Annotated in this window: 20 protein-coding genes; 10 read left to right on the top strand and 10 right to left on the bottom strand. The window is 72.2% G+C overall.

Annotated elements, in window-relative coordinates; translation table 11 throughout:
* Positions 1–2: 2 nt before the first annotated feature.
* Both ETD85_RS17735 and ETD85_RS17730 read right to left on the bottom strand, forming a co-directional pair.
* Positions 3–1259, bottom strand: a complete 1257-nt coding sequence (locus ETD85_RS17735) for a peptidase dimerization domain-containing protein (RefSeq protein ID WP_138690826.1) — start codon at positions 1257–1259, stop codon at positions 3–5.
* Positions 1256–2269 (bottom strand): LLM class flavin-dependent oxidoreductase, encoded by a 1014-nt coding sequence (locus ETD85_RS17730; RefSeq protein WP_206058376.1) that lies wholly within the window; start codon positions 2267–2269, stop codon positions 1256–1258. The genes ETD85_RS17735 and ETD85_RS17730 overlap by 4 nt, the downstream gene beginning before the upstream one ends.
* Before the next feature lie 80 nt (positions 2270–2349).
* Between ETD85_RS17730 and ETD85_RS17725 the strand changes: the two genes are divergently transcribed.
* Positions 2350–3144, top strand: a complete 795-nt coding sequence (locus tag ETD85_RS17725) for a FadR/GntR family transcriptional regulator (RefSeq protein WP_138690825.1) — start codon at positions 2350–2352, stop codon at positions 3142–3144.
* Between the two features lie 64 nt (positions 3145–3208).
* Here the strand turns inward: ETD85_RS17725 and ETD85_RS17720 are convergent, their stop codons facing one another.
* Positions 3209–3880, bottom strand: a complete 672-nt coding sequence (locus ETD85_RS17720; RefSeq protein ID WP_138690824.1) for a class I SAM-dependent DNA methyltransferase — start codon at positions 3878–3880, stop codon at positions 3209–3211.
* Positions 3881–4025: 145 nt separating this feature from the next.
* Between ETD85_RS17720 and ETD85_RS17715 the strand changes: the two genes are divergently transcribed.
* Positions 4026–5396 carry an SUKH-4 family immunity protein gene (locus ETD85_RS17715; RefSeq protein ID WP_138690823.1) on the top strand — a complete coding sequence of 457 codons (1371 nt, stop codon included), beginning with the start codon at positions 4026–4028 and terminating at the stop codon, positions 5394–5396.
* 41 nt (positions 5397–5437) lie between these two features.
* Here ETD85_RS17715 and ETD85_RS17710 read toward each other — a convergent pair whose 3' ends face one another.
* Complete coding sequence (locus ETD85_RS17710) at positions 5438–6346, bottom strand: alpha/beta fold hydrolase (protein WP_138690822.1); 909 nt, start codon at positions 6344–6346, stop codon at positions 5438–5440.
* Between the two features lie 221 nt (positions 6347–6567).
* On the opposite strand from ETD85_RS17710, the gene ETD85_RS17705 reads away from it, so the two are divergent.
* Positions 6568–7191 carry a mycothiol-dependent nitroreductase Rv2466c family protein gene (locus ETD85_RS17705; RefSeq protein WP_206058375.1) on the top strand — a complete coding sequence of 208 codons (624 nt, stop codon included), beginning with the start codon at positions 6568–6570 and terminating at the stop codon, positions 7189–7191.
* A gap of 8 nt (positions 7192–7199) precedes the next feature.
* On the opposite strand, the gene ETD85_RS17700 is transcribed toward ETD85_RS17705, so the two are convergent.
* The 3 genes from ETD85_RS17700 to ETD85_RS17690 all read right to left on the bottom strand — a co-directional run bounded on the left by ETD85_RS17700 (position 7200) and on the right by ETD85_RS17690 (position 10100).
* Positions 7200–8195 carry a LacI family DNA-binding transcriptional regulator gene (locus tag ETD85_RS17700; protein WP_138690821.1) on the bottom strand — a complete coding sequence of 332 codons (996 nt, stop codon included), beginning with the start codon at positions 8193–8195 and terminating at the stop codon, positions 7200–7202.
* Between the two features lie 179 nt (positions 8196–8374).
* Complete coding sequence (locus ETD85_RS17695) at positions 8375–9541, bottom strand: AAA family ATPase (RefSeq protein ID WP_138690820.1); 1167 nt, start codon at positions 9539–9541, stop codon at positions 8375–8377.
* Between the two features lie 133 nt (positions 9542–9674).
* Positions 9675–10100 (bottom strand): NUDIX hydrolase, encoded by a 426-nt coding sequence (locus tag ETD85_RS17690; RefSeq protein WP_138690819.1) that lies wholly within the window; start codon positions 10098–10100, stop codon positions 9675–9677.
* A gap of 243 nt (positions 10101–10343) precedes the next feature.
* Here ETD85_RS17690 and ETD85_RS17685 point away from each other — a divergent pair, with 243 nt between their 5' ends.
* Both ETD85_RS17685 and ETD85_RS17680 read left to right on the top strand, forming a co-directional pair.
* Positions 10344–11240, top strand: a complete 897-nt coding sequence (locus ETD85_RS17685) for a hypothetical protein (RefSeq protein ID WP_138690818.1) — start codon at positions 10344–10346, stop codon at positions 11238–11240.
* A 194-nt stretch (positions 11241–11434) separates the two neighbouring features.
* The gene (locus ETD85_RS17680) at positions 11435–11662 is read left to right on the top strand and encodes a hypothetical protein (RefSeq protein ID WP_138690817.1); all 228 of its coding nucleotides are present in this window, start codon (positions 11435–11437) and stop codon (positions 11660–11662) included.
* A gap of 196 nt (positions 11663–11858) precedes the next feature.
* On the opposite strand, the gene ETD85_RS17675 is transcribed toward ETD85_RS17680, so the two are convergent.
* The gene (locus tag ETD85_RS17675) at positions 11859–12491 is read right to left on the bottom strand and encodes a TetR/AcrR family transcriptional regulator (protein ID WP_138690816.1); all 633 of its coding nucleotides are present in this window, start codon (positions 12489–12491) and stop codon (positions 11859–11861) included.
* A gap of 126 nt (positions 12492–12617) precedes the next feature.
* Between ETD85_RS17675 and ETD85_RS17670 the strand changes: the two genes are divergently transcribed.
* Together ETD85_RS17670 and ETD85_RS17665 are read left to right on the top strand one after the other, a co-directional pair.
* Positions 12618–13505, top strand: coding sequence for a bile acid:sodium symporter family protein (locus ETD85_RS17670; RefSeq protein WP_206058374.1), 888 nt, complete (start codon positions 12618–12620; stop codon positions 13503–13505).
* Positions 13502–15745, top strand: coding sequence for an arylsulfatase (locus ETD85_RS17665; protein ID WP_138690815.1), 2244 nt, complete (start codon positions 13502–13504; stop codon positions 15743–15745). Before ETD85_RS17670 ends, ETD85_RS17665 begins: the two co-directional genes overlap by 4 nt.
* Before the next feature lie 174 nt (positions 15746–15919).
* Here the strand turns inward: ETD85_RS17665 and ligA are convergent, their stop codons facing one another.
* Both ligA and ETD85_RS17655 read right to left on the bottom strand, forming a co-directional pair.
* Positions 15920–17998, bottom strand: a complete 2079-nt coding sequence (gene ligA / locus ETD85_RS17660; protein WP_138690814.1) for an NAD-dependent DNA ligase LigA — start codon at positions 17996–17998, stop codon at positions 15920–15922.
* 148 nt (positions 17999–18146) lie between these two features.
* Positions 18147–18452 (bottom strand): hypothetical protein, encoded by a 306-nt coding sequence (locus ETD85_RS17655; protein ID WP_138690813.1) that lies wholly within the window; start codon positions 18450–18452, stop codon positions 18147–18149.
* 258 nt (positions 18453–18710) lie between these two features.
* Between ETD85_RS17655 and ETD85_RS17650 the strand changes: the two genes are divergently transcribed.
* From ETD85_RS17650 to ETD85_RS17640, 3 genes are all read left to right on the top strand, one after another.
* The gene (locus ETD85_RS17650; RefSeq protein WP_138690812.1) at positions 18711–19088 is read left to right on the top strand and encodes a YbaB/EbfC family nucleoid-associated protein; all 378 of its coding nucleotides are present in this window, start codon (positions 18711–18713) and stop codon (positions 19086–19088) included.
* 88 nt (positions 19089–19176) lie between these two features.
* Positions 19177–25500, top strand: a complete 6324-nt coding sequence (locus ETD85_RS64680) for an NUDIX domain-containing protein (protein WP_206058373.1) — start codon at positions 19177–19179, stop codon at positions 25498–25500.
* Positions 25497–25847, top strand: a 351-nt coding sequence (locus ETD85_RS17640) for a hypothetical protein (RefSeq protein ID WP_138690811.1), incomplete at its 3' end; no start/stop codon positions are given. The genes ETD85_RS64680 and ETD85_RS17640, both read left to right, overlap by 4 nt.

The raw sequence follows: 25847 nt of genomic DNA, 5'->3' as shown, positions 1-25847 counted from the left end.
GGTTACTTCCTCAGGAAGCGGGTGACGGTGTCACGAAGCACGGCGGCCTCGTCGCGTACGGCGGACAGCCGCACGAAGTCGTCGCCGAGGAGATCTCCCTCGGCGGGTACCCCGAACATGACGGTGGGAATGCCGCGCTCGGACGGCCCTCCCGCGTCGAAAGAACCCCCGTAGAAGCCGTGCCGGGACTCGCCGAAGCGCTCCCGGACGGCGGCGTCGAGCGCGCCCAGCACCTCGCGGCGCTCGGGCGGCAGGTAGGCCGGCAACATCGTGACCCCCGGCCTGACCTGGCACCCCTCCAGGCCGGCCAGCGCCTCGGCGATCTCCGCGGCGGCCTGCGCCGGGTCGGTGCCCGGCAGCAGCCGCCGGTCCACGGTGATCCGCGCCGAGGCCGGCAGCGTGTGCGGGGCCAGCGGCTCGTAGCTGACCAGGTACGGCACGACCTGCTCGCGGCCGAGCTCCGGATGCTCGGCGCGCGCCCGTACGACCGCGTCGAGCTCGCGCAGCCTGACGACCGCGTCCGCGACGATGTCGATCACCCTGCCGTTCCCCGGACCCCCGTCCGGCGGGTTCGACGAATGCGCGGCCCGGCCCTGGACGTCGACGATCACGTCCACCCGGCCCCGGTTGCCGAGCGACACCTCGAACCCGGTGCAGAAGAGCTGGACGACCAGGTCGGGGCGCCGGGGGAGGGCGTCGAGGATGGCGCGGGAGCAGTCGTGGCTGCTGCGGCCCTCGTTGTTGACGCACAGCAGCAGCGTGCCGTGCAGCTCGGCGCGTTCGGCGACGAGCCATCGGGCCAGGTCCAGCAGGCACGCCTGGTGCGCCTTGTTCTGCGAGACGCCCTGGCCGAACAGGCACGGCTCGTCCACGCCCAGCTCGATCGGCGTGCGGATGCGTCCCGACCAGGGATCGGTCATGAGGTTGTGGTGCTGGGTCGGGGTGTAGGCCATGAGGGCCAGCGTGGGGCCGTCGCCGTCGCCGAACCGGACGGCGAACTGGTTGGCCGGCAGGTCGATGACGTCCGTCGCGCCCGTGGCCAGGAACGCCGGGCGCAGGTGGTCCTGCACGTAGCGCACGAGGATGGGGTCGTCGGGCTCGATGAGCGTCCGCGAGCCCAGAGGGACGGCGGAGGGGACGCGGGCCAGCGCGGCCAGCGCGTCCACGACGTACTCGCCGGTCACCGCGGGCTCGCCGGTCGCCGGGGGCCGGCCGGTGACCGCGGGCCGGACGGTCGCCGCGGGTGGGGCGCCGCTCACGAGAGCTCCCGCAGGCGGGGGAGCACGTCGCCGCCGAAGCTCTCGATCAGCTCGCTCGGCAGCGTGTAGTTGCCGACGTGCCGCAGGTAGAAGCCGGTGACGCCCAGCTCGACCGCCCGCCTGGCCCGCTCCACGATGTCGTCCACGGTGCCGAACAGGCAGAACGTCTGCGCGAACCGGACCGCCATCTCGTCGGTGACCCACTTGGAGGCGTGCCGGATGGCCAGCTCCCAGTCCTCGGCGTGCACCATGTCCGGATAGACCTCGGGCACGTGCGGCGGCGGCGCCAGCTCGATGCCGGCGATGCGCAGGAAGTCCTGCCCGCCGATGGTGGCCATGTGCAGGCAGATCGGCTTGAGCACGGCCGCGTCGCGTTCGAGGTCGTCGGTGACCTTGCAGAAGGCGCCGGCGGTGAACTCGAAGGGCCGCGGCGACCCGGCCAGGCCCGTCCGTACGGCCTTCGTCGTCTGGTCGAGGGTCTCCGGCGAGATGCCGGCCAGGGTGACCACGCCGTCGGCGATCTCGCCGGCCAGCTCCAGCGTGCGCGGGCCGCTCGCGGCGATGTGCACCGGCACCGCGCCGCCCGCGTCCCGCAGGCGCAGCCGCCGCTCGCCGTACTCCCATTCGCCGCCGCCCAGCAGGGCGCGGATCTGCTCGATGGCCGCCTGGAGCTCGGCTCGCTTCGACGGGCGGATGCCCATGGGCTTCACCGAGCTGTCGCCGGTGCCCAGGCCCAGGATGACGCGGCCCGGCGCCAGCTCCGCCACCGTGTTGATGCCGGAGGCGACCACGGTCGGGTGCCGGGTGACGACGTTCGTCACGGCGGTGGCCAGGCCGATGCGGTCGGTCCTGGTGGCGGCGACGGCCATGGCCGCGTACACGTCGCGCCACAGCAGCTGCGAGTCGGCGATCCAGGCGACGTCGAACCCGTAGTGCTCGGCGCGCCGCACCTCCTCGGCGATCTGGTCCGCCCTGGTGGCCGGGGGGAAGCGGACACCTACTTTGATCAACGAGATCACCCTCTTCCGGATTAATCCGGCAACGTAGTCTGCTGTCTGACATCAGTCAACGGGTGTGGCAGAATATCCCGGTGAGCACCGAGCAGACACGTGACCCCGTTCGGTACGAGCCGCTCGCTCGCACCCCCCTGCCAGACGTCATCGCCGAGCAGCTGCTGGCCGAGATCGACTCCGGCGCGCTGCGGCCCGGCGACCGGCTGCCCTCGGAGCCCGAGCTGGCCCGCCAGCTCCAGGTCGGCCGCAGCTCATTGCGCGAGGCCATCCGCAAGCTCCACACGCTGGGCGTGGTCGAGGTCGTACGGGGGCGCGGCACGTACGTCCGGCACCGCACGGAGGCCGAGCCGACCGAGCAGTTCGTCCACTGGAGCGCCACCCAGGGCCCGGCCATCGCCGAGGTGCTGGAGGTCCGGATCGGGCTGGAGCTGGCCGCGTCCGGGCTGGCCTGCGTGCGCGCCACCCAGGCCGACATCGACGAGGTGGCGGCGCGCTGCCGCGAGCACGAGTCGGCCCGGCGCAAGGGCGACGTCGCCGTGCTGGTGCGCACCGACGAGGCGGTGCATGAAAGTCTGATCCGGGCCGCGCACAACGACCTGCTGCTGCAGATCTACACGGCGCTGGTGCCGCAGATGGCCGAGTTCCGCGCCCACACGCTGGCGCTCCAGCGCGCCGACGAGCGCTTCGACCCGCACCACCGGGCCATGCTGGCCGCGCTGGTCAAGCGGGACGTGGCCGGGGTGCGCGCGGCCACCGTGCAGCACGTGGGGGCACTCTACGTCGAGGTCAAGGCGGCGGGCACGGTCGAGACGGGCCGGCCGCCCGCGGGCCGGATGCTCGACTTCGCCACGATCGTGGCCAACTTCACCTGACACCCGGACCGCCGACCCGTACGCGCGCCCGCCGTGGCGGGCACGCGCGCGTACGGGGATCAGATCACTGCGCGGCGGAGAGATCCTCGGCCGGTCGGCGGGCCAGCAGGTGCGCCTGCGGCCACCCCCGGGTGGGGTCCTCCGCGGGCGCGGTGGTCAGCCGTGCCATCTCGGTGAACCCCGCCTTGACCAGCAGCTCGGCGACGCGATCCGGCGAGTAGCGGTAGGCGAGGCACACCCGGTGGTCGAACGCCTCCGCCACCTCGGCCGGGTCGTCGTGCGCCTGGAAGCTCACCAGCAGGTGGCCGCCGGGCGCGAGCACCCGGTGGAACTCGGCGAAGATCTCCGGCAGCCCCTCCGGCGGGGTGTGGATGATCGAGTAGCTGGAGAGCACCCCGGCGAGTGAGGCGTCCGCCACGTCCAGGGCTGCCATGAGCCCGGTCTCGAAGCGCAGGTCCGGATAGGTGTCCCGGGCGATCGCCACCATCTCCGGCGACAGATCGACCCCGAAGGCGCTGACGCCCAGGTCGCGCAGATGCGCGGTGATGTGGCCGGGCCCGCAGCCCACGTCCGCCACCAAGCCGTCACCCGAGGTCCGCACCAGCTCGGCGAACACGGGGATCATCGCGTGGAGGAGCGGCACGGCCCGGTAGGTCCCGGGGATGCTCTCCGCGTAAAGCGTGGCGGCGCCGTCGTAGGCGGTGCGGGTGGAGGTGAGGAAGGCCGGCTCTGTCATGGACGGCCATGTTAGGTCCCCCCGCGAGTGGTCGGCGAAATGACCAAGGAAGTAGATCTTGCCCTACACTCGCTACGCCTATGGGATCTTGGTCCCGGCCTGGCGTCGCCGCGGCGGGCCGTCCCTGACGACGAGGTGCTGATCCGTGGTTACGCATGAACAGATGGTCGAGCTCTTCGGTCCCGAGGCCGTGCGGCTGACGGAGGTCGAGCACCTCCGTGACAAGGGGCTCTCCGCGACGGACGCGCGGATCCTGGGCCAGATCGGGCTCCCGGTACGCGCGGACCTGGCGTTCACCACCGCCGTCGCGGGCGACCCCCTGCCGGGCTCCTCCATGGTGTTCAAGACGGGCGGCGGGGACGTCGACGTGCTCATCCTCGGCGGGACGTCCGGCGAGGGCGGCATGCGGTACTTCCTCGATCTGCGCGGCGGCGTCGTCGGCCTGCTCTCGCTCGACGGGGAGCCGCAGGCGGAGAAGGTCAACAGCGACCTGGAGAGCTTCGTCGAGTTCCTCTACCGGCTCAGGGTGCGCCAGCGGGCGCTGAACGGCGAGACCGAGGAGACCGCCCGGGGCTACACCGAGCGGCTGTGGCTCTCCCTGAAGGAGCTGGACCCGGCGGCGTTCACCGAGGCCGAGGGCTGGTGGCCGATGGTGCTGGACACCCTGATGGACCGGGACCTGATCGCTGAGACGCGGGCGTTCCTCCAGCAGCGCCGCGCCGAGGTCGCCGGAGAGCTGTCCGGCGGATCGGCCGATCGGGCTCGCCGGACGCAGCGCGACGGCTTCGACCAGGCGCTCAGCCGGTTGGCGAGCGAGGGCTGGCGGACCGTGGACGCGGCACGGTTCGCGGCGGAGAGCGAGACCAGCGGGCTGCTGAGCCTGCCGGCCGACCTCGGCGACCACTTCGCGCCGGACGGCTCCCTGGCCAAGGACGTCGGCATCGCGTGGCGGGGCGGGCTGCCGTCGAACGTCCAGTCGGCGTTCGCGCGGGAGGGCCTGGTGGTCCGCGTCCCCGGGCAGGCGGAGCGGGACGACGAGGACGCGCTGCTGGAGCTGGACCCCGAGGAGCTGGGCCGGCAGGCCGACGCGGCGATGGAGGCGCTGTTCGCTGCGGTCCACGGGCTCAACAAGCCCGAGGAAGGGGTCGTGACGTGCCTGGCCACCGACCGTTCCTCCGACCTGTGCGAGATCGTACGGGCCTTCGAACGGCTCGCCGAGCACGGCTACCTCGCCGAGCCCGACCTGTGGCCGACCGCCTCCGGAGCCTGGCAGCACGTCCACGAGACGACCGCGGAGGGGCAGGCGCCCAAGGCGGTCTTCTGGATCACCCAAGCGCACACGTCGTGCTTCGACCCCCGCGGCGACCTGGTGGAGGAGCTGGCGGTGCAGTGGGCCGGCGATCGGGAGCTGATCGCGAAGGTCCTGTCCGGCTCCGGGCTCAAGGTGACGATTCCGCCGGACGACAGCGTGGCGTTCCTGATCTCGCCCGCCACCCGGCGCCGCCTGCTCCGATGAGGAGCGGCTGACCCGCGGGCCTGTCGGACAGGGCCGACTGCTCAGCGGGGCGACCGGGTGCGGGACTCGGCGCGCTGGACGAGGGCGGCGATGCGGGTGGCCAGCTCGGGCCACAGCGCGCGGGGCAGGTCGTGCCCCATGCCGTCGATGACGACGAGCTCCGCGCCGGGGATGACCTCCGCGGTCGCCCGCCCGCCGCTGACGTCGCACAGGACGTCGTCGGCGCCATGGACGACCAGGACAGGCAGGTCGAGCGAGCGCAGCAGCGCCGTCCGGTCTCCGGAGGCGATGACCGCCACGGACTGGCGGATCATGCCGGTCGGGTCGAACGCGCGGTCGTAGGCGAGCCCGACATGCTCGCGCAGCGCGGCCTCGTCGGGCTCGAAGCCGGGTGAGCGCACCACCCGGGAGGCCTTGAGCCACTGCTCCACGACCTCCTCCCTGGTCGTCGCCGGCGGCCCGGCCAGCGCGGCCAGCGCCTCCGGCCGCGCCTGGCCCACCGACCGGTCGCCGGTGGAGGACATGATCGAGGTCAGCGACCTGATCCGGCCGGGGTGCTCGATCGCGACGGTCTGGGCGATCATCCCGCCCAGCGAGACGCCCACGAGGTGCGCGCTGTCCAGGCCGAGCGCGTCGAGCAGGCCGACGGTGTCGCCCGCCATGTCGGACAGCGTGTAGGAGGCCGAGGACAGGTCGCCGGCGAGCGCGGCGGGCAGGTCGGGAGCCGGCGCGTCGTGGAAATGGGTCGACAGGCCGACGTCGCGGTTGTCGAACCGGATCACGTGCAGGCCGTGGGCAACGAGTTCGGCGCAGAATTCCCCGGGCCAGGCGATCATCTGCCCGCCGCCGCCCATTACCAGCAGCACGGGCGGCGCCGCGGAATCGCCGAAGCGCTCGTATGCCAGCTCCATTCCCGAAGGGCCGGCGTTCAGGGCCTTTTCCGCGTTCATGCGTGACTCCATCTCCTCCAGGAATGGCAGAGGAGACCGTACCAGTAGGCGCAGGAAGAGCCGCGGAAGAAAACGACCTCGAATGCCCGGTGGTCATCGTTCGTCAAATTCCGGCAGTGTGTCATTCCAGGAAATCACCAGAAAAGGAATCGTTCGGTGTGCAGCGCTTCCGCGATGGTCCGGCGGGCCGCCGGGCGCGCGGGCACACTAAGATCGCATCCATGCGCCACGCCGACGGTCCGATGGTCGCCGACTTCTGGTTCGACCCGGCCTGCCCGTACACGTGGATCACCTCCCGCTGGCTGCTCGAGGTGGCGAAGGTGCGGCCGGTCGAGGTGCGGTGGCACGTGATGAGCCTGTCGGTGCTCAACGAAGGCCGCGACGACGATCCGGAAGGCGATCCCGAGGGCTACCTGTGGGTCCCGGTCCGGGTCTGTGCCGCGGTGCGGAAGGCGTACGGGCAGGAGGCGCTGGGCCGCTTCTACACCGCGCTGTGGAGCGCGGACGGCGAGCAGCGCGACTGGATCGGCGACCTGCGCGCGGCCCTGGCCGCGGCGGGGCTGCCCGAGGGGCTGGCGGAGGCGGGCCTGTCCACCGAGTACGACGACCTGGTACGGGAGTCGCACGCGGAGGGGATCGGGCTGATCGGGGAGCACGTCGGCACCCCGGTCGTCGCGGTCACCGGCGGGGGAGGGGAGCGGGTCGTGTTCTTCGGGCCGGTCGTCTCCGTCCTCCCGCGCGGCGAGCAGGCCGGGCGGCTGTGGGACGGCACCCTGCTGGTGGCCGGGACGCCGGGCTTCCACGAGCTCAAGGGCCGCCCGCACCAGGAGCCCGAGCCGGCATGAGACCCCCGTCAGGTGGAGGAACGGGCCACCAGGTCGGGACGGAAGATGACGTGGCGGTGCTCGTGCCCGGCCGGCTGGTTCGCCTCTTCGAGCAGCATCAGGGCGGCGGTGTGACCGAGCTGCACGCGCGGCTGCCTGATCGACGACAGCGGCACCGCGGCCGCGGCGGCGAAGTCGATGTCGTCGTAGCCGAGGATGGCCACGTCCCCGGGGACGCGCAGGCCGCGCTGCGTCAGCTCCTGCAGCACGCCCAGCGCCACCAGGTCGTTCGCGCAGAAGACCGCGGTGGGCCGCGCGCCGGCGGGCAGGTCGGCGATCTGCGAGCCCGCGGTGCGCCCGGTGGCGATGGTGAGGTCGGGCAGGGGGATGACGGTCAGCGTGTCGGCCGGGGTGAGCTCGGCGGCCAGCCCCTGGTGCCGGTCCTCGACCTGGCGGACGGTGAAGGGCCCGCCCGCGTACGCGATGTGCCGGTGCCCGCGTTCGCGCAGGTGCTGGCCGGCCAGGCGCCCGCCGAGGACGTCGTCGACCGAGACGGCGCAGCCGTGCTCGTGCCGGGTCGAGCTGTCGAACAGCACCACCGGGATGCCCCTGGCCATCAGCCGGCCCAGCCGCTCCTGCTGGCCGCTGTCGTTGACCGGCGTGATCAGCACGCCCAGCGGCCGCTGCTCCTCGAACGTCTCCAGCAGCCTGGCCTCGCGGGCGGCCTCCTTGCTGCTGTTGAACACCATCACCGTCAGCCCGGCGCTCTGCGCCGCCGACTCCACGCCGCGCAGGACGTCGATGAAGAACGGGTTGGCCAGGTCGAGCGCGACCACGCCGATGCTGCGGCTGCGCCCGGCCCGCAGCTGCCTGGCCGAGCCGTTGCGGACGTAGCCGAGCTGGGAGACCGCGTCCTGCACTCGCTGCCGGGTCTCCGGCGCCACCATCTCCGGCCGGTTGAGCACGTTGCTGACGGTGCCGACGGACACGCCGGCCAGCCGGGCGACCTCTTTGATGCTCGACATCGTTCCTCGCGTCTGGTGATTGCGGCATGACGATGCGGCTTGAATCGTGTTAATGCCCCCTGTGGCAAACGTTTACCAGTTAGAGGCCTGATCATCGGCAGTCACACTGGCCCTGGTCTGCAACAGGCTCCAAAACGATTTACATAATATGATCAGGGCTCAAGGTGAGCAAGCGGCCACTAGCGCTTGGGCCAGTGCCAGGGCGGCTGGTCCAGCGGCTCCTGGCCGGCCACACCGGTTTCGCCGTGGTCCTTGACCAGCTCGACCGTACGCGCTCCCGCCTTGCCCAGCGCGGCCACCAGCGGGCGGCTGTGCGTGACGGCGACGATCTGCGTACGCGCGCTCGCGGCGGCGACGAGCCCGGCCAGCGGCGCGATCAGGTCGGGGTGCAGGCTCGTCTCCGGCTCGTTGAGCACCAGCAGGGCCGGCGGGCGGGGCGTCAGCAGCGCGGCCACCCAGAACAGGTAGCGCAGCGTGCCGTCCGACAGCTCCGCCGCGCCCAGCGGGCGCAGCAGGCCGTGCTGGCGCAGCCGCAGCTCGAACCGCCCGGCCTCGGCCGCGATCGCCAGGCCGCTGCCGGGGAAGGCCTGGTCGACGGCCGCGTCCAGCGCCTCGGCGTCGCCGATCTCCCTGATGGTCTGCAGGGCCGCGGCCAGGTCGGCGCCGTCGTGGCCGAGGACGAGGGTGCGGGTGCCGATCCTGGCGGCGCGGGCGGGCGCGCCGGCGTCGGTGCGCAGCTGGTCGTAGAAGCGCCAGGAACGGATCCGATCGCGCAGCTCGAGCAGCTCGGGCGCGTGCTGGGGATCGGAGATCTCGCTCAGCATGCTGTCGTACGGCTGGATCGTCCCCGGCACGCGCCACCAGCCGCCGTCGGCGTCGCGCACTCGTACGGCTCCGCGCCCGCGCTCGGCCAGGACCGCGGCCGGGCGCAGCACGGGCCCGCTCCAGACGGACTCCACCTTGATCTCGGGATCGAGCTGGAAAGCGGTCCTGCCCGTCGAGGGGGGTGGCAGGCCCAGGTCCATGGCGTAGCCGAAGTCGTCGCCCGCGAACCCGAGCCGCAGGCTCACCGGGCCGGTGCGAACCGTCCCCTGCACCGGATACCGGCCCTCGCGCACCGCCCGGCCGACCTGCTCGGGCCCCGCCCAGAGAGTGGAGGGCAGGCCGCCCTGCCGGGCCAGCGCGGCGACCGCCCCGTTGCGCGCGGAGTCGGCCAGCAGCCGCAGCGCCCGGTAGAGGCTGGACTTGCCGCTGCCGTTGGCGCCGGTCACGACGGTCAGCGGGGCCAGCGGCACGACCAGGCGGCGCAACGAGCGGTAGCCCTCCACCGCAAGCGTGCTGATCACGTACACATCCTCGCACCCCAGCCACCGGGCAGCGCTCAGCCGACGCCAGCGGCGGCCCGTCGCGGCGGGGACCCCGGCACGGTCAGGCTGCCCGCCGGTGCCGGCCACGAGCCGGGACGTCGGCGGGGGCGGTTCACGTGCCGATCAGTTCGAGAGCGGTGATCGCGGCCGGGGACAGCATCGGCTCCTCCAGGCCGGACAGCGGCATCCAGGCGGCGGCGGAGGTGGATCCGTCGACCTCGGTGACCCGCAGCGGGCCGGGTCCGACCTCGGCGAGGTAGAAGAGCCCCATCACCTGCCAGCCCGGGCCGAGCCGGTGGGAGGTAAAGGTCCGCGCCTCCACCAGGCGGGCGCCGAGGAGCTCCAGGCCGGTCTCCTCGCGCAGCTCGCGGGCCAGCGCCTCGCGCGGCTGCTCGCCCGGGTCGATGCCACCGCCCGGCAGGTGCCACAGCCCGGGCGCGAAGACGGCCGTGTTCGCGGAGAGCCGCGTCAGCAGCAGACGATCCTGTACGACGGCGATCGCGTACGCCGAGACGCGCGTGCGTACGTGCTCTTCCACGAGGTGCCTCCGGACCTGTTCGGCAACGGCTGCGAGGAATCTATCCGCCGCGCGCACGGAGGTCGCGGCCGGGCCGTCGGCGACCACGTCGGCGACCTCCTCGGCGATCTCGTCGGTGGCCTCGTCGGGGACCGGGGCCCGTCGGGCGGTCAGGGCCCCTAGGGATTCCCCTCGGCCGCACCCTGACGCGGGCCGCCACGACGCCCGCGTACATTCCCCGGGAGTGACCCAAGGAGGTCGATCATGCTCATGTCCCGGATCGCCGGCTGCACGGCCGTGACGCTGCTGTTCCTGGCTCACCTGACGGCACCCGCCGCCGCCTCCGCGCGATCGGCCGCGATCGACGTCGTACGGGTGTCGGCGCACACGGGGAAGAACTCGGCGAGCGAGAAGAGGCAGCAGGCCACGTGCCCGCACGGCAAGCGGGTGGTCGGCGGCGGTGCAGCCATCGAGGGCGGCTCCAGCGGGCAGGCGCCTGACGCCCGGGCCCACGTGGTGCTCACCAGGCTCCAGCCGGTCCCGGCGCGCCACCACGGCGGGCGGTCGTCGTTCGAGGCCGCGGCACACGAGGACGGCGACGGCTTCCCGGGCGCCTGGCGGCTACGGGTGTACGCGGTGTGCACCGGCCCGCTGCCCGGCCTGACGTACCGGCAGGCCGCCGCCCCGCCGGCCTCCGCGATCACCGCCGCCGAGATGGTGTCCTGCCCGGCGGGCAAGGTGGTGCTCGGCGGCGGCGGCCGCATCGACGGCGGCGGGGGGCAGGTCGCTCTTACCGAGCACGGGCTGCAGACGGACAACGCGTTCGCCACCGCGTACGAGGATGAGAACGGCTTCGCCGGCCGCTGGAAGCTGACCGCCTACGCCGTTTGCGCCGACCCGCCGCCCGGCCACGACGTGCAGATCGCGGGCCGGCCCCAGATGAGCTCGGCCAGCTCGAAGACGGCGGTCGTGGCCTGCCAGGACCCGGCCCAGCGGGTGCTCGGCGCCGGCATCGGCAACGGCGGCAAGGAGAACCAGGTGCTCCCCACGGCCCTCGTCCCGCACGCCGACCAGAAGGGCGCGACCGGCACCGCGACGGAGGACCGGACGGGCTTCGCCGGGGCATGGGACCTCGACATGTTCCTCGTCTGCGTCGACTGACCCTGAAGGGTGGACGTGGCGGGGCCTCGTGGTCGAGTGCCGCGAGTTCCCGGTGCCGGCGGCCGATGGCGTAGCCGGTCAGTCTTTCTCGAACCGAGGGTTACATTTCAGTGCCTTTCGGTGCTCCACTTATCGGATGATGACGTTCCGTGTCAGTCTGGCTCCATACTGTGCAACTCAGGAGGAGTGAGCAGATGCCCTTCGACGACTACCAGCGGGAGAGCTCGCGGCGGATAGACCAGCAGCGGGAAATGGTCCGGCGCTCCAACGACGAGTGGTCGCGCAGACGCGATCGCGATGACTGGCATGCCCGCCGCAACAGTGACCAGGACGACCTGAGCCTCGGGACACAGCTCGTCCTCGCCGCCGTGGCCCTCGTCGTCTTCTTCCTCGTCGTATACCCGCAGTTGCCCCACCACTGACGGCCGGACCAGTGGCGGAGGGGCGCCTGGGCGCGGTGGTGGCGGCCGGGCCCGGGCGCCACCTGGCCGCCCACGTGCCGGGCATGGCATTTTCAGGAGCGGCAGGCTCGCCGAGGCGGTCGCCTTCCGCCAGTCGCCGGCCGGGGCTGTGGTGAAGAACGTCCATCGTCGTCTGGAGGCCCGCTTCTGACGCTGATCATCCGGCCGGCGTCCGCTCGGGCCCGCCGGCGTGGGGCGTCGGCGGGGCGGTGAGGAGGGCGAGCGCCGTCGTGCGCAGGTCCGCCAGCGCCGCGGCGGCCAGGCCGTCGTCGAAGGCCGGATCGGTGAGGCGCTGCTCGATGTCGGCCAGCACCATGACGATGTGCAGGTGCAGGACGCGCAGGCGCTCCCCCGTCAGGGCGGGCAGGCATTCGAGGAAGAGGCCGAAGAGCTCGCTGGCGCCGGGGTGGTGATCGCTGGAGTAGGGCCAGGACCGGTAGCCGCCCGACAACACGTACCGGCTGGCGAAGCGCAGGTACCAGCTCGCGCCCCGATGGGCGAGGACGTGTTCGGCCAGCGGGGCCACGTACGCCTCGACCAGAGCGGGCAGGTCCCGTTCCAGGCCGCCGGTGCGCAGGCCGGCGATGAGCTGGAGGCGCCGCAGGTTGAGCGGCGCCATGCGGTACTCGTACAGGGCGTCGATCAGGCCGGCCTTGCCGCCGAAGTGGTACTGCACGGCCGAGTGGTTGCGCTGGCCCGCCGCCACGGAGATCTCCCGTAGTGACACCGTGAAGCCGCGCTCGGCGAAGAGCCGCTCGGCCGCGCGGAGGATCTGCTCTTTCGCTCGCATTCTTGTCTTTCCCTACCAAATCACCATAGTATCGCCCTCGATTAAGACGCCTTGTCTTAATTCGTTCATCGTAGTGGTGTGTCGGTGAGGAGATCGGGTGATCTGGGTGGACGAGAGGATCGGCGGGTGAACGCGGCCATGCTGTCCGTCGTCGCGATCCTGATGCTCGGGCTCGGCCTCGGGCTGACAGTCGCGGACTTCCGGCGGGTGCGCCGATACCGGCTGACGATCGCCGTAGCGCTCGCCTGCCAGCTGCTCGTCCTGCCGCTGGTGTGCTTCGCGATCGTCAGCCTGCTCGGCCTGCCGCCCGCGCCCGCCGTCGGGATGATGCTCGTCGCCGCCGCGCCCGGCGGCCCGCTCGCCGGGGTGTACTCGCACCTGTTCGGCGGTGACGTGGCCTTCAACCTGACGCTCACCGCCGTCAACTCCGTCCTGTCGGTGGTCAGCCTGACCGCGATCACCAACCTGTCGCTGGGATACTTCCTGGCGGGGCAGGACGGCATCGGGCTGCACGGGGTGGAGATCCTGCAGGTGTTCGCGGCGGTCCTGGTGCCGATCGCGATCGGCATGGCCGTCAAGGCGAGGTGGGAGCGGTTCGCCGGGCGCGCCGAACGCGTCTTCCGGGTCCTGGCCGGGCTCGCCCTGGCCGGGCTGATCGTGGCCGGGTTCGCCGGCAACCTGTCCCCGCTCGTCCAGAACCTCACGACGGTCTTCCCAGCTGTCGTCCTGTTCGCCCTGGCCAGCCTGACGACCGGCTACCTGGCGGGCCGGCTCACCCGGGCCGGGCGCGCGCCGTCGATCGCGGCCGGCATGGAGATCGGCTTCCACAACGCCGCGCTGGCGCTGAGCATCGCGCTGAGCCTGTCCGGCGACGTCGCCCTGGCCGTCCCCGCCGGCATCTACGGCGTCACCATCATGATCGTCGCGGCGGGCTTCGGCTACCTGCTCGACCGCGTCCTCGTCCCGCGTACCACCACCGCCGAGCCGGCCCCAGCCCCAGGAGCGCACTCATGACCGCTGAACCGATCTTCCCCCGGGTCCCCCGCCCGGCACCGGACGCGCCGAACGTCCTCGCCATCGTCCTGGACGACACCGGCTTCGCCCAGCTCGGCTGCTTCGGCTCCGACATCGCCACCCCCAACATGGACCGGCTGGCCGCCGGCGGGCTGCGCTACAACCGCTTCCACGTGACGGCCCTGTGCTCGCCGTCGCGGGCCTCCTTCCTCACCGGGCGCAACCACCACGCCGTCGGCATGGGCTTCCTCGCCGACATCCCGCTGGACCACCACGGCTACACCACCCGCATCCCGCGCTCGGCCGCGACCCTGCCGCGGATCCTGCGCGACCACGGCTACTCCACCCTGGCCGTGGGCAAATGGCACCTCACGCCGCGCTTCGAACGCTCGGCGGCCGGCCCGTTCAGCCACTGGCCGCTCGGCCTCGGATTCGAGCGCTACTACGGCTTCCTCCAGGGCGACGCCAACCACTACGCCCCGAACCTCGTCCAGGACAACCACTACGTCGACCCGCCCACCACCCCCGAAGAGGGCTACCACCTCACCGAGGACCTGGTCGACCGCGCCATCGCCTACCTCGACGACCAGAGCTACGCCGCGCCGGGCAAGCCCTTCTTCCTGTACGCCGGCCTCGGCGCCATGCACTCCCCGCACCACGTGACCCCCGAATGGGTCGAGCCCTACCGAGGCCGCTTCGACCACGGCTGGGAAGCCTGGCGTACGGAGGTCTTCCAGCGCCAGGTCGAGTCCGGCGTCGTACCGCCCGGCACCACCCTGACCCCGCGCCCGGACTGGGTGGCCGCCTGGGACGACCTCACCCCCGACCAGCGCCGCATGTACGCCCGCCAGCAGGAGGTCTTCGCGGGCTTCCTCACCCACACCGACGCCCAGATCGGCCGCCTGCTCGACCACCTGGAGGAGACCGGGCGGCTCGACAACACCATCGTCGTGCTCTTCTCCGACAACGGGGCCAGCGCCGAGGGCGGCATCGACGGCAGCGTCAACGAGCACCGCTTCTCGGCCGGCGTCCGCGAGTCCCTTGAGGACAACCTCGCCCATTACGACGACTGGGGCGGCCCCCGCACCTACAACCACTACGCCTGGGGCTGGGCGTGGGCCGGCAACACCCCGTTCCACCTGTGGAAGCGCTACACCTGGCTGGGCGGCACCCGCACCCCGCTCATCGTCCACTGGCCCGCCGGGATCAGGGCCGGCGGCGCGGTGCGCGACCAGGTCATCCACGTCAACGACCTGTTCCCCACGCTCCTGGAGGCCCTGGGCATCGAGCCGCCCGAGACGGTCGACGGGGTCGAGCAGCAGCCGATCGACGGGGCCAGCTTCGGCGCCAGCTTCGACGACGGCGGCGCGCCCTCGCCGCGCGACACCCAGTACTTCGAGATGCTGGGCTCGCGCTCCCTCATCCACGGGCACTGGAAGGTGACCACCGACCACGTCTCCAAGGGCGTCCTCGACGAGGAGGAGCTCTTCACCGGCAGCCGGAGCTTCGACGAGGACCACTGGGCCCTGTTCGACCTGTCCACGGACTTCGCCGAGGCGGCCGACGTGTCCGCCGAGCATCCGCAGGTCGTCGCTGAGCTGCGGCGGCTGTGGGACGAGGAGGCCGCGCGCAACCACGTGCTGCCACTCTTCGACGGCCTCGTGGACCGCTTCGGCGCCCTCATCGGCCCGGCCTGGCCGGCGGGCGACGACCGTACGTTCCGCCCCGGCGCCGCGCCGATCTGCGACGAGTCCCTGCCCATGCTTTTCGGCGGCTTCCGCATCACCGCCGAGGTCGAGGCGGGCGACGCGCCGGACGGCGTCCTGCTGGCACTGGGTGACTGGAACGGCGGATTCGCCCTCCACGTCACCGGTGGCCGACTGAGCTTCGCCTTCGCCCGCGCCGCGGGAGTACTCGAGGTCGTCGCCGACCGTCCCGTCCCGCGCGGCCGCCAGAGCCTGGGCGTCGCGCACCTCCCCGGCCCCGGCGCCCCCGCCTTCCACCTGTTGCACGGCGACACGGTGGTGGGCAGCCTGACCTTCGACGGACTCCTGCCCTTCGCCCTCCAGCACGGCGGCGCCGGCCTGCGCCTGGGCCACGACGCCGGACTGCCGGTCTCCGACCGCTACCGGATCCCGGCCCGCTGGAACGGCGACCTGCACTCCGCCCGCATCCAAACCCCCGGCCACGCCCAGCCCGACCCCCTGGCCGAGCTCCGTGCCGCCCTGCACGCCGACTGACCGCGTCAGGAAGACGTCTCGGTGTTCAAGACCTTCGAAGACTTACTACGGCGAGGGCACCGCCACCGAGGAGATCACCGACTTGCACGGCGGGGGCAAGCGCCGCGTCGGTCTCGTGTACTCGCCTTGCACGGCGGGGGCAAGCGCCGCTGCGGTCTCGTGTACTCGCCTGGATCAGATGAACGGGCCGACAAGGCCGGCGAACTCCTCAGGGGAGACGACCCGGACGCTCAGGCTCTCCGCCTTGCTCCGCTTGGAGCCCGCTTTCTCTCCGGCTACCAGCAGCGAGGTCTTCGCCGAGACGCTGGAGGATGCCTTGCCCCCTGCGCGCTCGATCAGCTCGTTCATCTGGTTACGGGTCAGCGCCTCCAGCGCTCCGCTCATGGCGCCGGTCACCACGACGGACATCCCGGCCAGCGGGAGCTCGGACCCTCCACTGTCCTTCCCCGTGGTGCCGGGCTCGGCAGGTGGCGTCCACCCCGGCTCTGTCATGGTGACCCCGGCCGAGACCAGCTTGTCGATGAGGTTGGCGAGCTCGATCAGCTCAGTGACCACGACCGGCGCCTTCTCCGGGCCGATGCCCTCCACCACCTGGATCGCCTCGGCGTCGGCCATGCGGATGGCGTCCATGCTGCCGAAGTGCCGGGCGATGCGGCGGCTCATGGACCGGCCGGTGCCGCGTACCCCGAGCGCGCAGAACACCCGGGCGAGCGGCTGACCCTTGGCCCGCTCGAAGGCGGCCAGCAGGTTGTCGGTGCTGGTTTCGCCCATGCGCTCGAGACCGAGCAGTTGTTCGCGGGTCAGCGTGAACAGGTCGGCGAAGTCGATGATCAGACCGGCGTCGAGCATCTGCTTGATGCGATTTTCGGCCAGACCCTCGATGTCGAGTTGGTCGCGGCCGACGGCGTAGACGATGGAGGCGATGGCCCGGCAGCCGCGCCCGCGCACACACCGCCACCGCTCCTGCGAGGTGTCGATGGCGTCGCCGCACGACGGGCAGACCTGCGGGATCGGGATCGGCTGCTCCTCGCCCGTGCGCAGATGGACGACCGGCGCCTCGACCCGCGGGATGACGTCGCCCGCTTTGTAGACGGTCACGCTGTCGCCCAGCATCAGGCCGCGCCGGCCGATGTCGGCGGCGTTGTGCAGGGTGGCGTAGGTGACGGTGCTGCCGTCCAGCTTCACCGGCTCCAGCACCGCGCGCGGGGCGATGATGCCGGTGCGGCCGGTGTTCCACTCCACATCGATCAGCTTGGTGATCTTCTCGACGGGCGGGAGTTTGTACGCCACCGCCCACCGTGGCGCCCGTGAGCTGAACCCGGCCTGGGTCTGGTCGGCGGCCAGGTCGCACTTGACGACGATGCCGTCGATGCCGAACGGCAGCGCGGCGCGGGCGGCCGCGATCTCCTCCACGCGCTCCTGGACCCGCTCGAGACTGTCGGCGATGATGCCGGCGACCGGCGTGGCCGCCGTGGTCTGCACGCCCTGCGCGGCCACCCAGTGCATGATCTCGCTGTGCGGCAGCTCGCGCAGCCGCACGGCCGGCTGGGAGACGTCGTCGGGCTGCGGCAGCGCGCCATAGCCGAAGAACGTGAGCTCGCACACGTAGGGCCGGTCCTGGGCGCGCAGCGTGCCGGCGGCGGCGCTGCGCGGGTTGGCGAAGGTGGTGCCGTCGTGCGCCTGGCGCTTGGCGCAGGCGTCATCGAACTGCGAGGTCGTCATCATCACCTCGCCGCGCAGCTCGACCGTGACCGGCTCGGCCAGCCGCTCGGGCAGGCCGACGATGGTGCCGATGGCGTGGGAGACGTCTTCGCCCGCGGTGCCGTCACCCCGCGTGACCAGCTGGGCCAGGCGCCCGTTGCGGTAGCGCGCCGAGATCGCCAGCCCGTCGAGCTTCGGCTCCACGCTCCACGCCGTCACGGGCCTGCCGAGCCTGCGCTCCAGCGAGGCCGCCCAGTCGGCGAGCTGCTCAGGGCCGAACACGTTGTCAAGACTGAGCATCGGCACGGTGTGCGGCACATCGCCCACCACGGCACCGCCGGCCACCTTGCCGGTCGGCGAGGACGGCAGCACCGACTCGGGGTGCACCTCCTCGTAGGCCTGGATGCCGCGGACCAGTTGGTCGTAGGCGTCGTCGTCGAGGGTCGAGGTGCCGTCGGCGTAGTAGGCGGCGGCCGAGTCGACGGCCAGTTGCACGGCCTTCGCGTAGGCCGTGTCGTCAACCAGGGCGGCGATGGGGGGTGTCTCGGTCATGGCTCCATCATGCCGATCGCCACCGACACTTCCGCCCTGTCAATCAGGCTGGAGCTGGTACAACATCCTGAACCCGTCTGTCTCCAGGACCTGCGCGGCCCTGACGAGCCGCGGTGCCCGCGGTGCCCGCGGTGCCCGCGAGTCCGGGTCAGCTGTGCGAGCTGGTGGGGTCGTCGGCGGCGCGATATGTCTTCAACGCCTGCTGGAGCCGGGTCTCCTCCTGGCCGAGTGCGGATGCCAGCAGCTTCAGGCCCATGCCGATGCCTTCGACCCTCTGGCTTCGCGCCTGCCAGTACGCGCGGCCGTAGTCGTCGTCACTCAGGGCGGCGTGGGCCGCGCTCGCCGACGTCTCGTACCGGACGTCGACGCCGGACACGCGGCCGGCCATGTCGCCCGCCCCGCGCGCCAGCTGGTGCAGCTGGCTCCGGCTGTAGACCACGCCGTCGAACTCCACGAGCCAGCAGCATAGCGGGTACGGGGTCGCCATCGACGGTGGCCGGCCGAGGTCGGCGCTGCCCGGCATGCAGCGGCCGCGCTGATCTTCCGAGCCCTTCGCCGGCCCGCCGACCGCTCGCGAGCGGCCGGCACCTCCTGGACGATGCGGTTCTTCCATGGTGCGAGACCAGGACTGCGAAACCCGGCGCATCCACTAAGTGAGAAAGGATATGTCTTGGAGATCTTTGAGGCTAATGTTGCTGATGTGGGGGCGCCGATGGCATCGAACGAGCACTGGCGGCTGCTTGAGCAGCTCGTCCAGGAGGTCAACCAGCAGACCGAGCAGCTCAAGCAGATGCAGGCGAGCGCAAAGGAACTGTCGGCGACGGCCACGTCCCAGGACGGCATGGTGAGCGTCACCGTCGGCCCTCGCGGCGAGGTGCGGGCGATCGAGTTCGACCCGCGAATTTACCGCAAGCTGTCGCCGTCGGAGCTGTCCGCCTCGATCGTGGAACAGATCAGGCACGCGACCTTGCAGGTCTCCCGCGAGATGAAGGAGCTGATGGAGCCCCTCGTACCGAACCTTCCTTTCGAGGACCTGTTCGGGGAGGAGACGAGCTTCGAGTCTTTCCTGCCGCAGCCCGGGACGCCGTGACCCGATACGCCCAGCCCGCGATGGTCAGCCGCCGATGGCGGGAACAGCCGGTTGAGGACGGTCGATCGAGGAAGCTGACGACGCTCTGATGGGACTCGATCTCAGCCTGGTACCCGACGTGGTCAGGCCGTTGGCGCCGGCGCTGACGGGCGGGGCGTTGCCTGAGGCCGACGTCGGCGGGCTCATCGCCGAAGCGCAGGTGACGGAGACGCTGGCCGACCTCCTGGCCGAGATCAAGGCGGACGACGCCGGTGCGGTCATGCGACTGCTGCGCGACGGGGTCTGGCAGGGAGCCGCCAAGGAGACGTTCGAGAAGGTGTTCACCGCCCTCGGCGGAGGGGAGGAGGCGACCGGTTCTCCGGAGACGCTGCTCGACCTGCTGGAGCAGGCGCTGCGCGACGAGGCGCGATCCCTGCGCGAGCACGGCGTCCGGATGCAGCACACCGAGTGGATGATCTACGCGTCGCTGGCGCTGCTCGGTGTGATGATCGTCCGGCTGCTGGTGTGGATCTACGTGAACGGCCCCGCCGTTCTCGGGCTGATCCACCACCATACGCTGCTGACCCAGGTGAGCATCCGGACGCTCAAGCAGCTCATCCTGCTCAACATGCTGAGGTTCGGCGGCATCATGGGCGGCCTGGACTTCGGTGTGCAGGTGGCGCAACAGATCTGGGGCGACCGCGAGGCAGGGGATTTCGATGTCGCGTCGCTGGCCATGTCGGCAGGCAGCGGCGCCCTGACCGGCCTGCTGTTCGCGGGTGCGAACGCGGGACTGTCACGCCTGCTGAGCCGGCCGCTGGTCTACGTCGCCTCCAAGGCGGAGTTGGCCGTACGGGACAGGATCGTGGCGCTCGGGCAGAGCATGTACGGGCAGGCGCTGCTGGGCGGGGTGGCCGGCACCGCCGGTGCGACGCCGGGGCTCGCGCTCAGCGGGCAACTCGACACCTCGCACCTCGCCTACACCTTCATCTCGGGTGTCGCGGGCGGCCTGGACGTCCCGGCCGGGGCCCGGGTGAGCTACACCCCCATGCTGGCCGTCGCCGAGCTCGGCGGCCATTCGCCCGGAGCGGGCGCTCGCGGCGCGGGCGACCCGCCGGGGGCGGGTCATCCCGCGGCCGAACGGCATCAGCCGCCCGCGGGCCATGGCAACGTCGGCAGTCTTCCGGGGGGACGGCAGGACGGCCCGTCCGCCGGACGGCACGACGGCACGGCCCTCGCGCAGTACGCGTCGCCTGGGCATCACCATGGCATCGACACCGTTTCCGACGGACCGCGGACGTCCGAGGCGGGCACTGGTGGCCTGCCTGAACGGACACGGCCGCCCGAATCGGGCGGCGGCCAGCTTCCGCCGCCCCGCGGCGAGACGATCGTGGGCGAGGTCCTCCGGCGCCGTGACACGCTGCTGCCTGCCCCCACCGCAGACAGATCGGCCGGGAACGACGGGATCTCCGCCCACCCGGCGCCCCGTCCTTCCGCTGAGCGCCCTCCGTCCAGCACCGCCATCCCCGCCGAACGGCCCGCGTCCAGTGGTGGCGTCCCCGCCGAACGGCCCGCGTCCAGTGGTGGCGTCCCCGCCGAACGGCCCGCGTCCAGTGGTGGCGTCCCCGCCGAACGGGCTCCGGCGAGCGGGGCCGCCACGATGCGGGCCGACGCTGTGACTCCCGGCGCTCTTCCCCGGAGCTCGATGCTCCCGGCCACCGTTCCGGCCGCCCACGCGATCCCGTACATGACAGAGGCCGTCGAACAGGACGGCACCGGGCGGGACGCGGCTGGGGACGCCCAGGGCGCGGCTCCCCGCCCGGCGACACCCCAGCAACGGGACCAGCCCGGGGAACAGCAGGGAGACGACGGCAGCTCCAACGCGACGGACCGACAGCGGTCCGCCGTCTCCAGAACGCTCCCGGATCCCACAGAGGCGACGGCATCCTCCGGCCCGCCTGCGGTCACCACCCGCCCAGGCCATGGGGATCGCCCCGCCGATGTGGTGTTCCCCGGCGCCCCGCCACACGACGCCCCGATCCTGCCGGTCCGCCCCCCATCCTCGACGGCCGGGGACCACCCGCCCGCACAGGGCGAGCACCCGTCGGCCGTTTCGCGGGCGGAGCAACCACGTCTCCCGGAGAGCCCGGCCGCACCGGCCGCCCTGTCCAAGGCCCTGCCCGCCGACCCACGCGTGATCGGGGCGCCTCCGGAGCGGGTGGCGAGCTTGCTCAGCCGGGACGGCGCCTACGACCCGATCAGCGTCCACGCCTGGGCCGCCTCCGACAGGGTGGCCGTGGAGCGGCTGATGGACACGATGGGCTCCGCCACGAAGGACATCCTCGGCGCAGGCGGCGAGCACAAACTACGGGATGCGCTCGGCGACCCCGGCCGCCTCCTCGTCCACACCGAGTACCAGGCGATGGGCAAGACCATCCGCTCCTGGCGGGCGGTCGAGCAGAGCGCCCTGCCGGCCTTCGTCAAGGGCAACGAGATGATCGGCCCACGGCGCGTCCTCCTCCAGCTGCCGTTCGACTCGCCCGGAGCGCTGCACCTGGCCAGGCAACTGGGCGTCCAGCGCCTGATCAGGATGTGGGGCTTCGGCGCCGGCGAGTTGCTGCCTCCGCGGCTGGCCATGAACATGGCCGCGCTCGACGAGTTCGGGCTGAAGGGCGTCGTCGACCTGGAGACGTTCGGCGGGACCGGCCGCGGCAACACCGCCAGGAGGGATTACGGCCGCCATGGGGAGGTGCTGCGCGACTTCCTGCGCCGGCAGTACGCGGAGACCCAGCGCGAGCTGGCCCGCCACGGCATCGAGGAGCTCGCGCTCTACCGCGGAGTGGTCTTCGAGCGGGGGCATGCGATGCCGAGCCTGGCCGGCGCCGCCACCGGCGACGTGGTGGCGGCGCCGCCGGGACTGCCGCTGCAGGCATGGAGCGCCCTGCCCGGGGTCGCCAAGCGGTATACCGGCGTGGGGGACGGGGCGGTCATGGCTGGGGTGTTCCCCGCCTCCCGCGTGCTGGCCACCCCGTGGACGGGCATGGGCCAGCTCCCCCTCCACGAGTTCGTCCTGCTCGCCGGGCCCGGCGAGGTCAGCGTGCTGCGGCCTCCGCACGTCGGCGAACCCGACCCGTCGTATGCCGACCTCCCTCGCGGCTGGCGGATCAGGAGCTCCGGCGACGAATGGACACAGTGCGACCAAGGACACCGGCACTGGGGAACCGAAGGCGCGGCGGGCCTGCTGCCCTTCCACCGAGGCCCCGGGGGTGAGGTCCGCGTCCTCATGCAACTGCGTTCGCCGGAGACCCACCACGGAGGGCTTTGGGGGCCGGTGGCGGGCGCCCGTCACCACGGTGAGCAGCCCGTCGAGACCGCGTTCCGCGAGGCCGGCGAGGAGATGAGGCTGGACCTGGGCCAGGTGAACGTACGCGGAATCCACCACGACGATCACGGCGGCTGGGCGTTCGACACCGTCATCGGCGAGGTGCCTTCCCTCATCGATGTGTGGCCTGCCTCTCCGGAGTCCATCGACGTCGCCTGGATACCGCTGCGGGAGGTGCAGAACCTCTCCCTGCATCCCGATTTCGCCGCTTCCTGGCCCGAGGTACGCGCCCGACTCGACCGGGTCCTGACCGACGCCGGCCCGGGTCCGGCCCTCGCGTCCGCCGTACCGGCAGGTCCCGCCGCCATGGCGCACCATGTGCCGCACCGTCCGGTGCCCCATCCCCGGGACGTCGGGCTCTCCGACGGCTTCTCCCCGATAGCGGACCCCAAGCCGCGCAACTTCGCCGAGGCCGCGGCCATCTTCCACCGCTGGGCACCCGGCGCCGGGCACGGCCCCGGTGGCGGGCACGGTGGCGGGCACGGTGGCGGGCACGGCGGCGGGCACGGTGGCGGGCACGGCGTGCCCGGCCGGGACGGCGGTCCGCCGAACCGGATCGAACGGCTGCTCAACGGCCGCCGCGACGACGGTGGTCCACCGCGCCCGGGACTCGTGGAGCGAGGCCGGCGTCTGATGCAGGAGCTGCCCGTCAACGACCAGAGCGACGCGACCGCGGCGGCGCTGGGCGCGATCAGCGGGTCCCTCGGCTCGGAGAACCCGAGAAGGGCCATCGGCGATATGGCCATGCGGTTGTTCGGCGACCGCCTGGAGATCGACGCCCTGGTCGAGCTCCACCACGCCGCCGAGCGGCAGGGCATGTCACCCGGGACCGCGCGCGACGGATCCGATCTGACCGGCATCCTGGCCAGAAGCATGGAGGAGGATCGCCATCGCTGGCTGGGGCATCGGCACCGAGCCCTGCTGCCCTCCTCCAACGCCGCGGAGGCGCGCGCGGCCGGGCTCCTGGTGGAGATGATGGGCTCACCCGTCAGCCACGGCGGGGTCAACGCCTTCACCCGGCCGCTGCTCAGCTCCTCCGGCCCCCAGACCGTCCGGGAGGTGCTCCCGTTCGTGCACGCGGCGCACGCGAACGGCTACCTACCGCCGGGGACGCGCTCAAGTGACGCCTTCCACCAGGCCATGCAGCGGTTCCGGCAGGACGACCCGGCGCTGTGGAACGGCCTGCTGGTCGCCCAGAGATATCTGCTGGGCGAGGTCGGCGCGCAGGATGCACGGCTGCTCTCAGCCCTGAACGACATCGTCACCCACCCGGACACGGGCATGGGGCGGCGCGTCGTCCTCCCGCTGGAGCGCCTGGCCGGCGAGGTCGGGCAGGGGCGTTCGGTCGAGCAGCTCGTCCGCCTCGCCGAAGACGCGCACGCGCACGGCGCCGACCCGGCGCGGGCGGCGGGCCATCGCGAGCTCCTCGATCTGCTGACCACCCATCGGGCTCGGGAACCGCACCTGTGGGACGGGCTCGGGCTCGCGACGGAGCACGGCATCGTGCGGGCGAGCGACGCCGAGGCGCGAGCCCTGGCCCGCCTCGCCGAAGTCACGGGCCCCGGCCCGGCGTCGGAGATATGGGTGTTCCATCCGCTGCGCCGCCTGGCGGACGAGGCCGGGCTCGGCCATTCGGTGGAGCGGCTGGCACAGCGGGCGGTCGAGGCCGGGCAGGCCGGCTTCGACCTGTTCGGCCCGGTCGACCGGCGGCAGGTGCTTGACGCGCTCAAGCTCCCCAGGCTCGCGAACGGGATGCCGGATCCGCGCGGAAACGCTCCGGGCTTGCACGACCTGGCGCCGGCGGTCGTACGGGACGCAAGGGAGAGCGCGAGCCGTGAGCACGCGCAAGCACGGGAGGAGTACCGCCGGACCCGTCCCGGCCTGCGTCGCTCCGTGTCGCTGATCACGGGGCAGGACCCGCTGCAGGTGGCTCGGCGGGAACGGCTCGCCTCGCTGGAGGCTCGCGCCGAGGCGTGGCAGCGGTGGCCGGAGCAGCCGGAGGTGTCGTTCACGCGGGATTTCGGGGCGTTCAGAACGGCCTACGACCAGGCGGTGGAACGCGGCCTCAGAGGTGAGGCGGTGATCCCCTACCTGCACGAGAACGCCACCGGATCCCTGGCGGCCAGGGATGGCGGGCGCGGCTTCGGGCTCGAGATCGAATACGACGTGCCGGCCGGTGCCAGGTTCGACACCGTGATGGGCATCCCCCGGGCCCTGTACGAAGCCGGTCTGACCGCCGACCCCGGCGTGCACGCCTACCACACCTCGAAGGACACGGGTTACCGGACGGGCAAGCACGGCGGACGGGGACTGTGGCGGCTCGAATCGGACGCCACCGTGATGGGCGAGCTGGTCTCCCCCATCCTGTACGACGAGCCCGAGACGTGGGATCACCTCCGTCTCGCCTGCGAGATCATCCGATCCCACGGCGGCACGGCCAGCGTGCGCACCGGCGGGCACGTCCACGTGAGCACGCATGACTACGACCACATCGTGGCGAACTACACCAGTGTGCTGAACTACGTGAGCCATCACACCGACACCCTCTACCGGCTCGGGCACAACCCGGCCGCGGAGAGCCACCGGGGCCAGAAGTGGTGCCGGCCCAACCCTCTGCCCTCCACGGGCTACCAGTCGATCAGCCAGGTCCGCGGCCTCCACGGGCGCGAGGCGGCGCTGAACACGTTCGGTGTGGAGGGCAAGCCGACGGACCACATCGAGTTCCGGATGTGGGACGGCTCACTCGACCCCGCCGTGATCCAGGCGCGGGTGAAACTGTCGCTCGCGCTGGTGGAGGCCGCCTTCCGGAACGCGACACTGGACGATCAGCCGAACGGGGGGCGCCACGACACCCTCGGCACCCATGCCGCTCCGCGCCCCCTCGGTTCCATGCCCGACATCACCGAGGAGGGCAGCAGCTCCTTCCGGCTTCTGATGGACGAGGTATTCTGGCGAGCCGCCGACAAGGAGCAACTCACCGCCTTGTACGCGGTCACCCGCTGGGCGACCGCCGGCAAGGAGGCCAGGAGCGAACAGGACGCCGGTCGATGACCATGATCATCCGTAATGTCGCGGCGGCGGAGTCGCCTCCTGCCGCACCGGTCAACGCGGAAGGCCTGCCGTACCGCTACGAGATGATCCACGCGGGCGACGCACTCCGGGGCTATGCCGACGAGCCGGCCGAGCTCGTCGAGATGCTCCTCCCCGGCTACTCCGAGCTGCCCGGCGACGGCGATCGGGCGGCAGCTCGGCTCGGCCTCGCCCTGAACGTACAGGTAAGGCTGCAGGCTCAGCTCGCGGTTGGACGGCTTGGCGCCTGCAGCGAGGCGGAGCGCGCCATACTCCTCGGCGGCCGGCACGAGCCGCCTTCCCCCTCCCGCTGGACGGCCCCGACCCTG

Origin of the sequence: Nonomuraea zeae (assembly GCF_005889725.1) — a bacterium.
Taxonomy (GTDB): domain Bacteria; phylum Actinomycetota; class Actinomycetes; order Streptosporangiales; family Streptosporangiaceae; genus Nonomuraea; species Nonomuraea zeae.
Note: the sequence above shows the minus strand (reverse complement) of the source record. Positions and strands in the feature narration are given on the sequence as shown.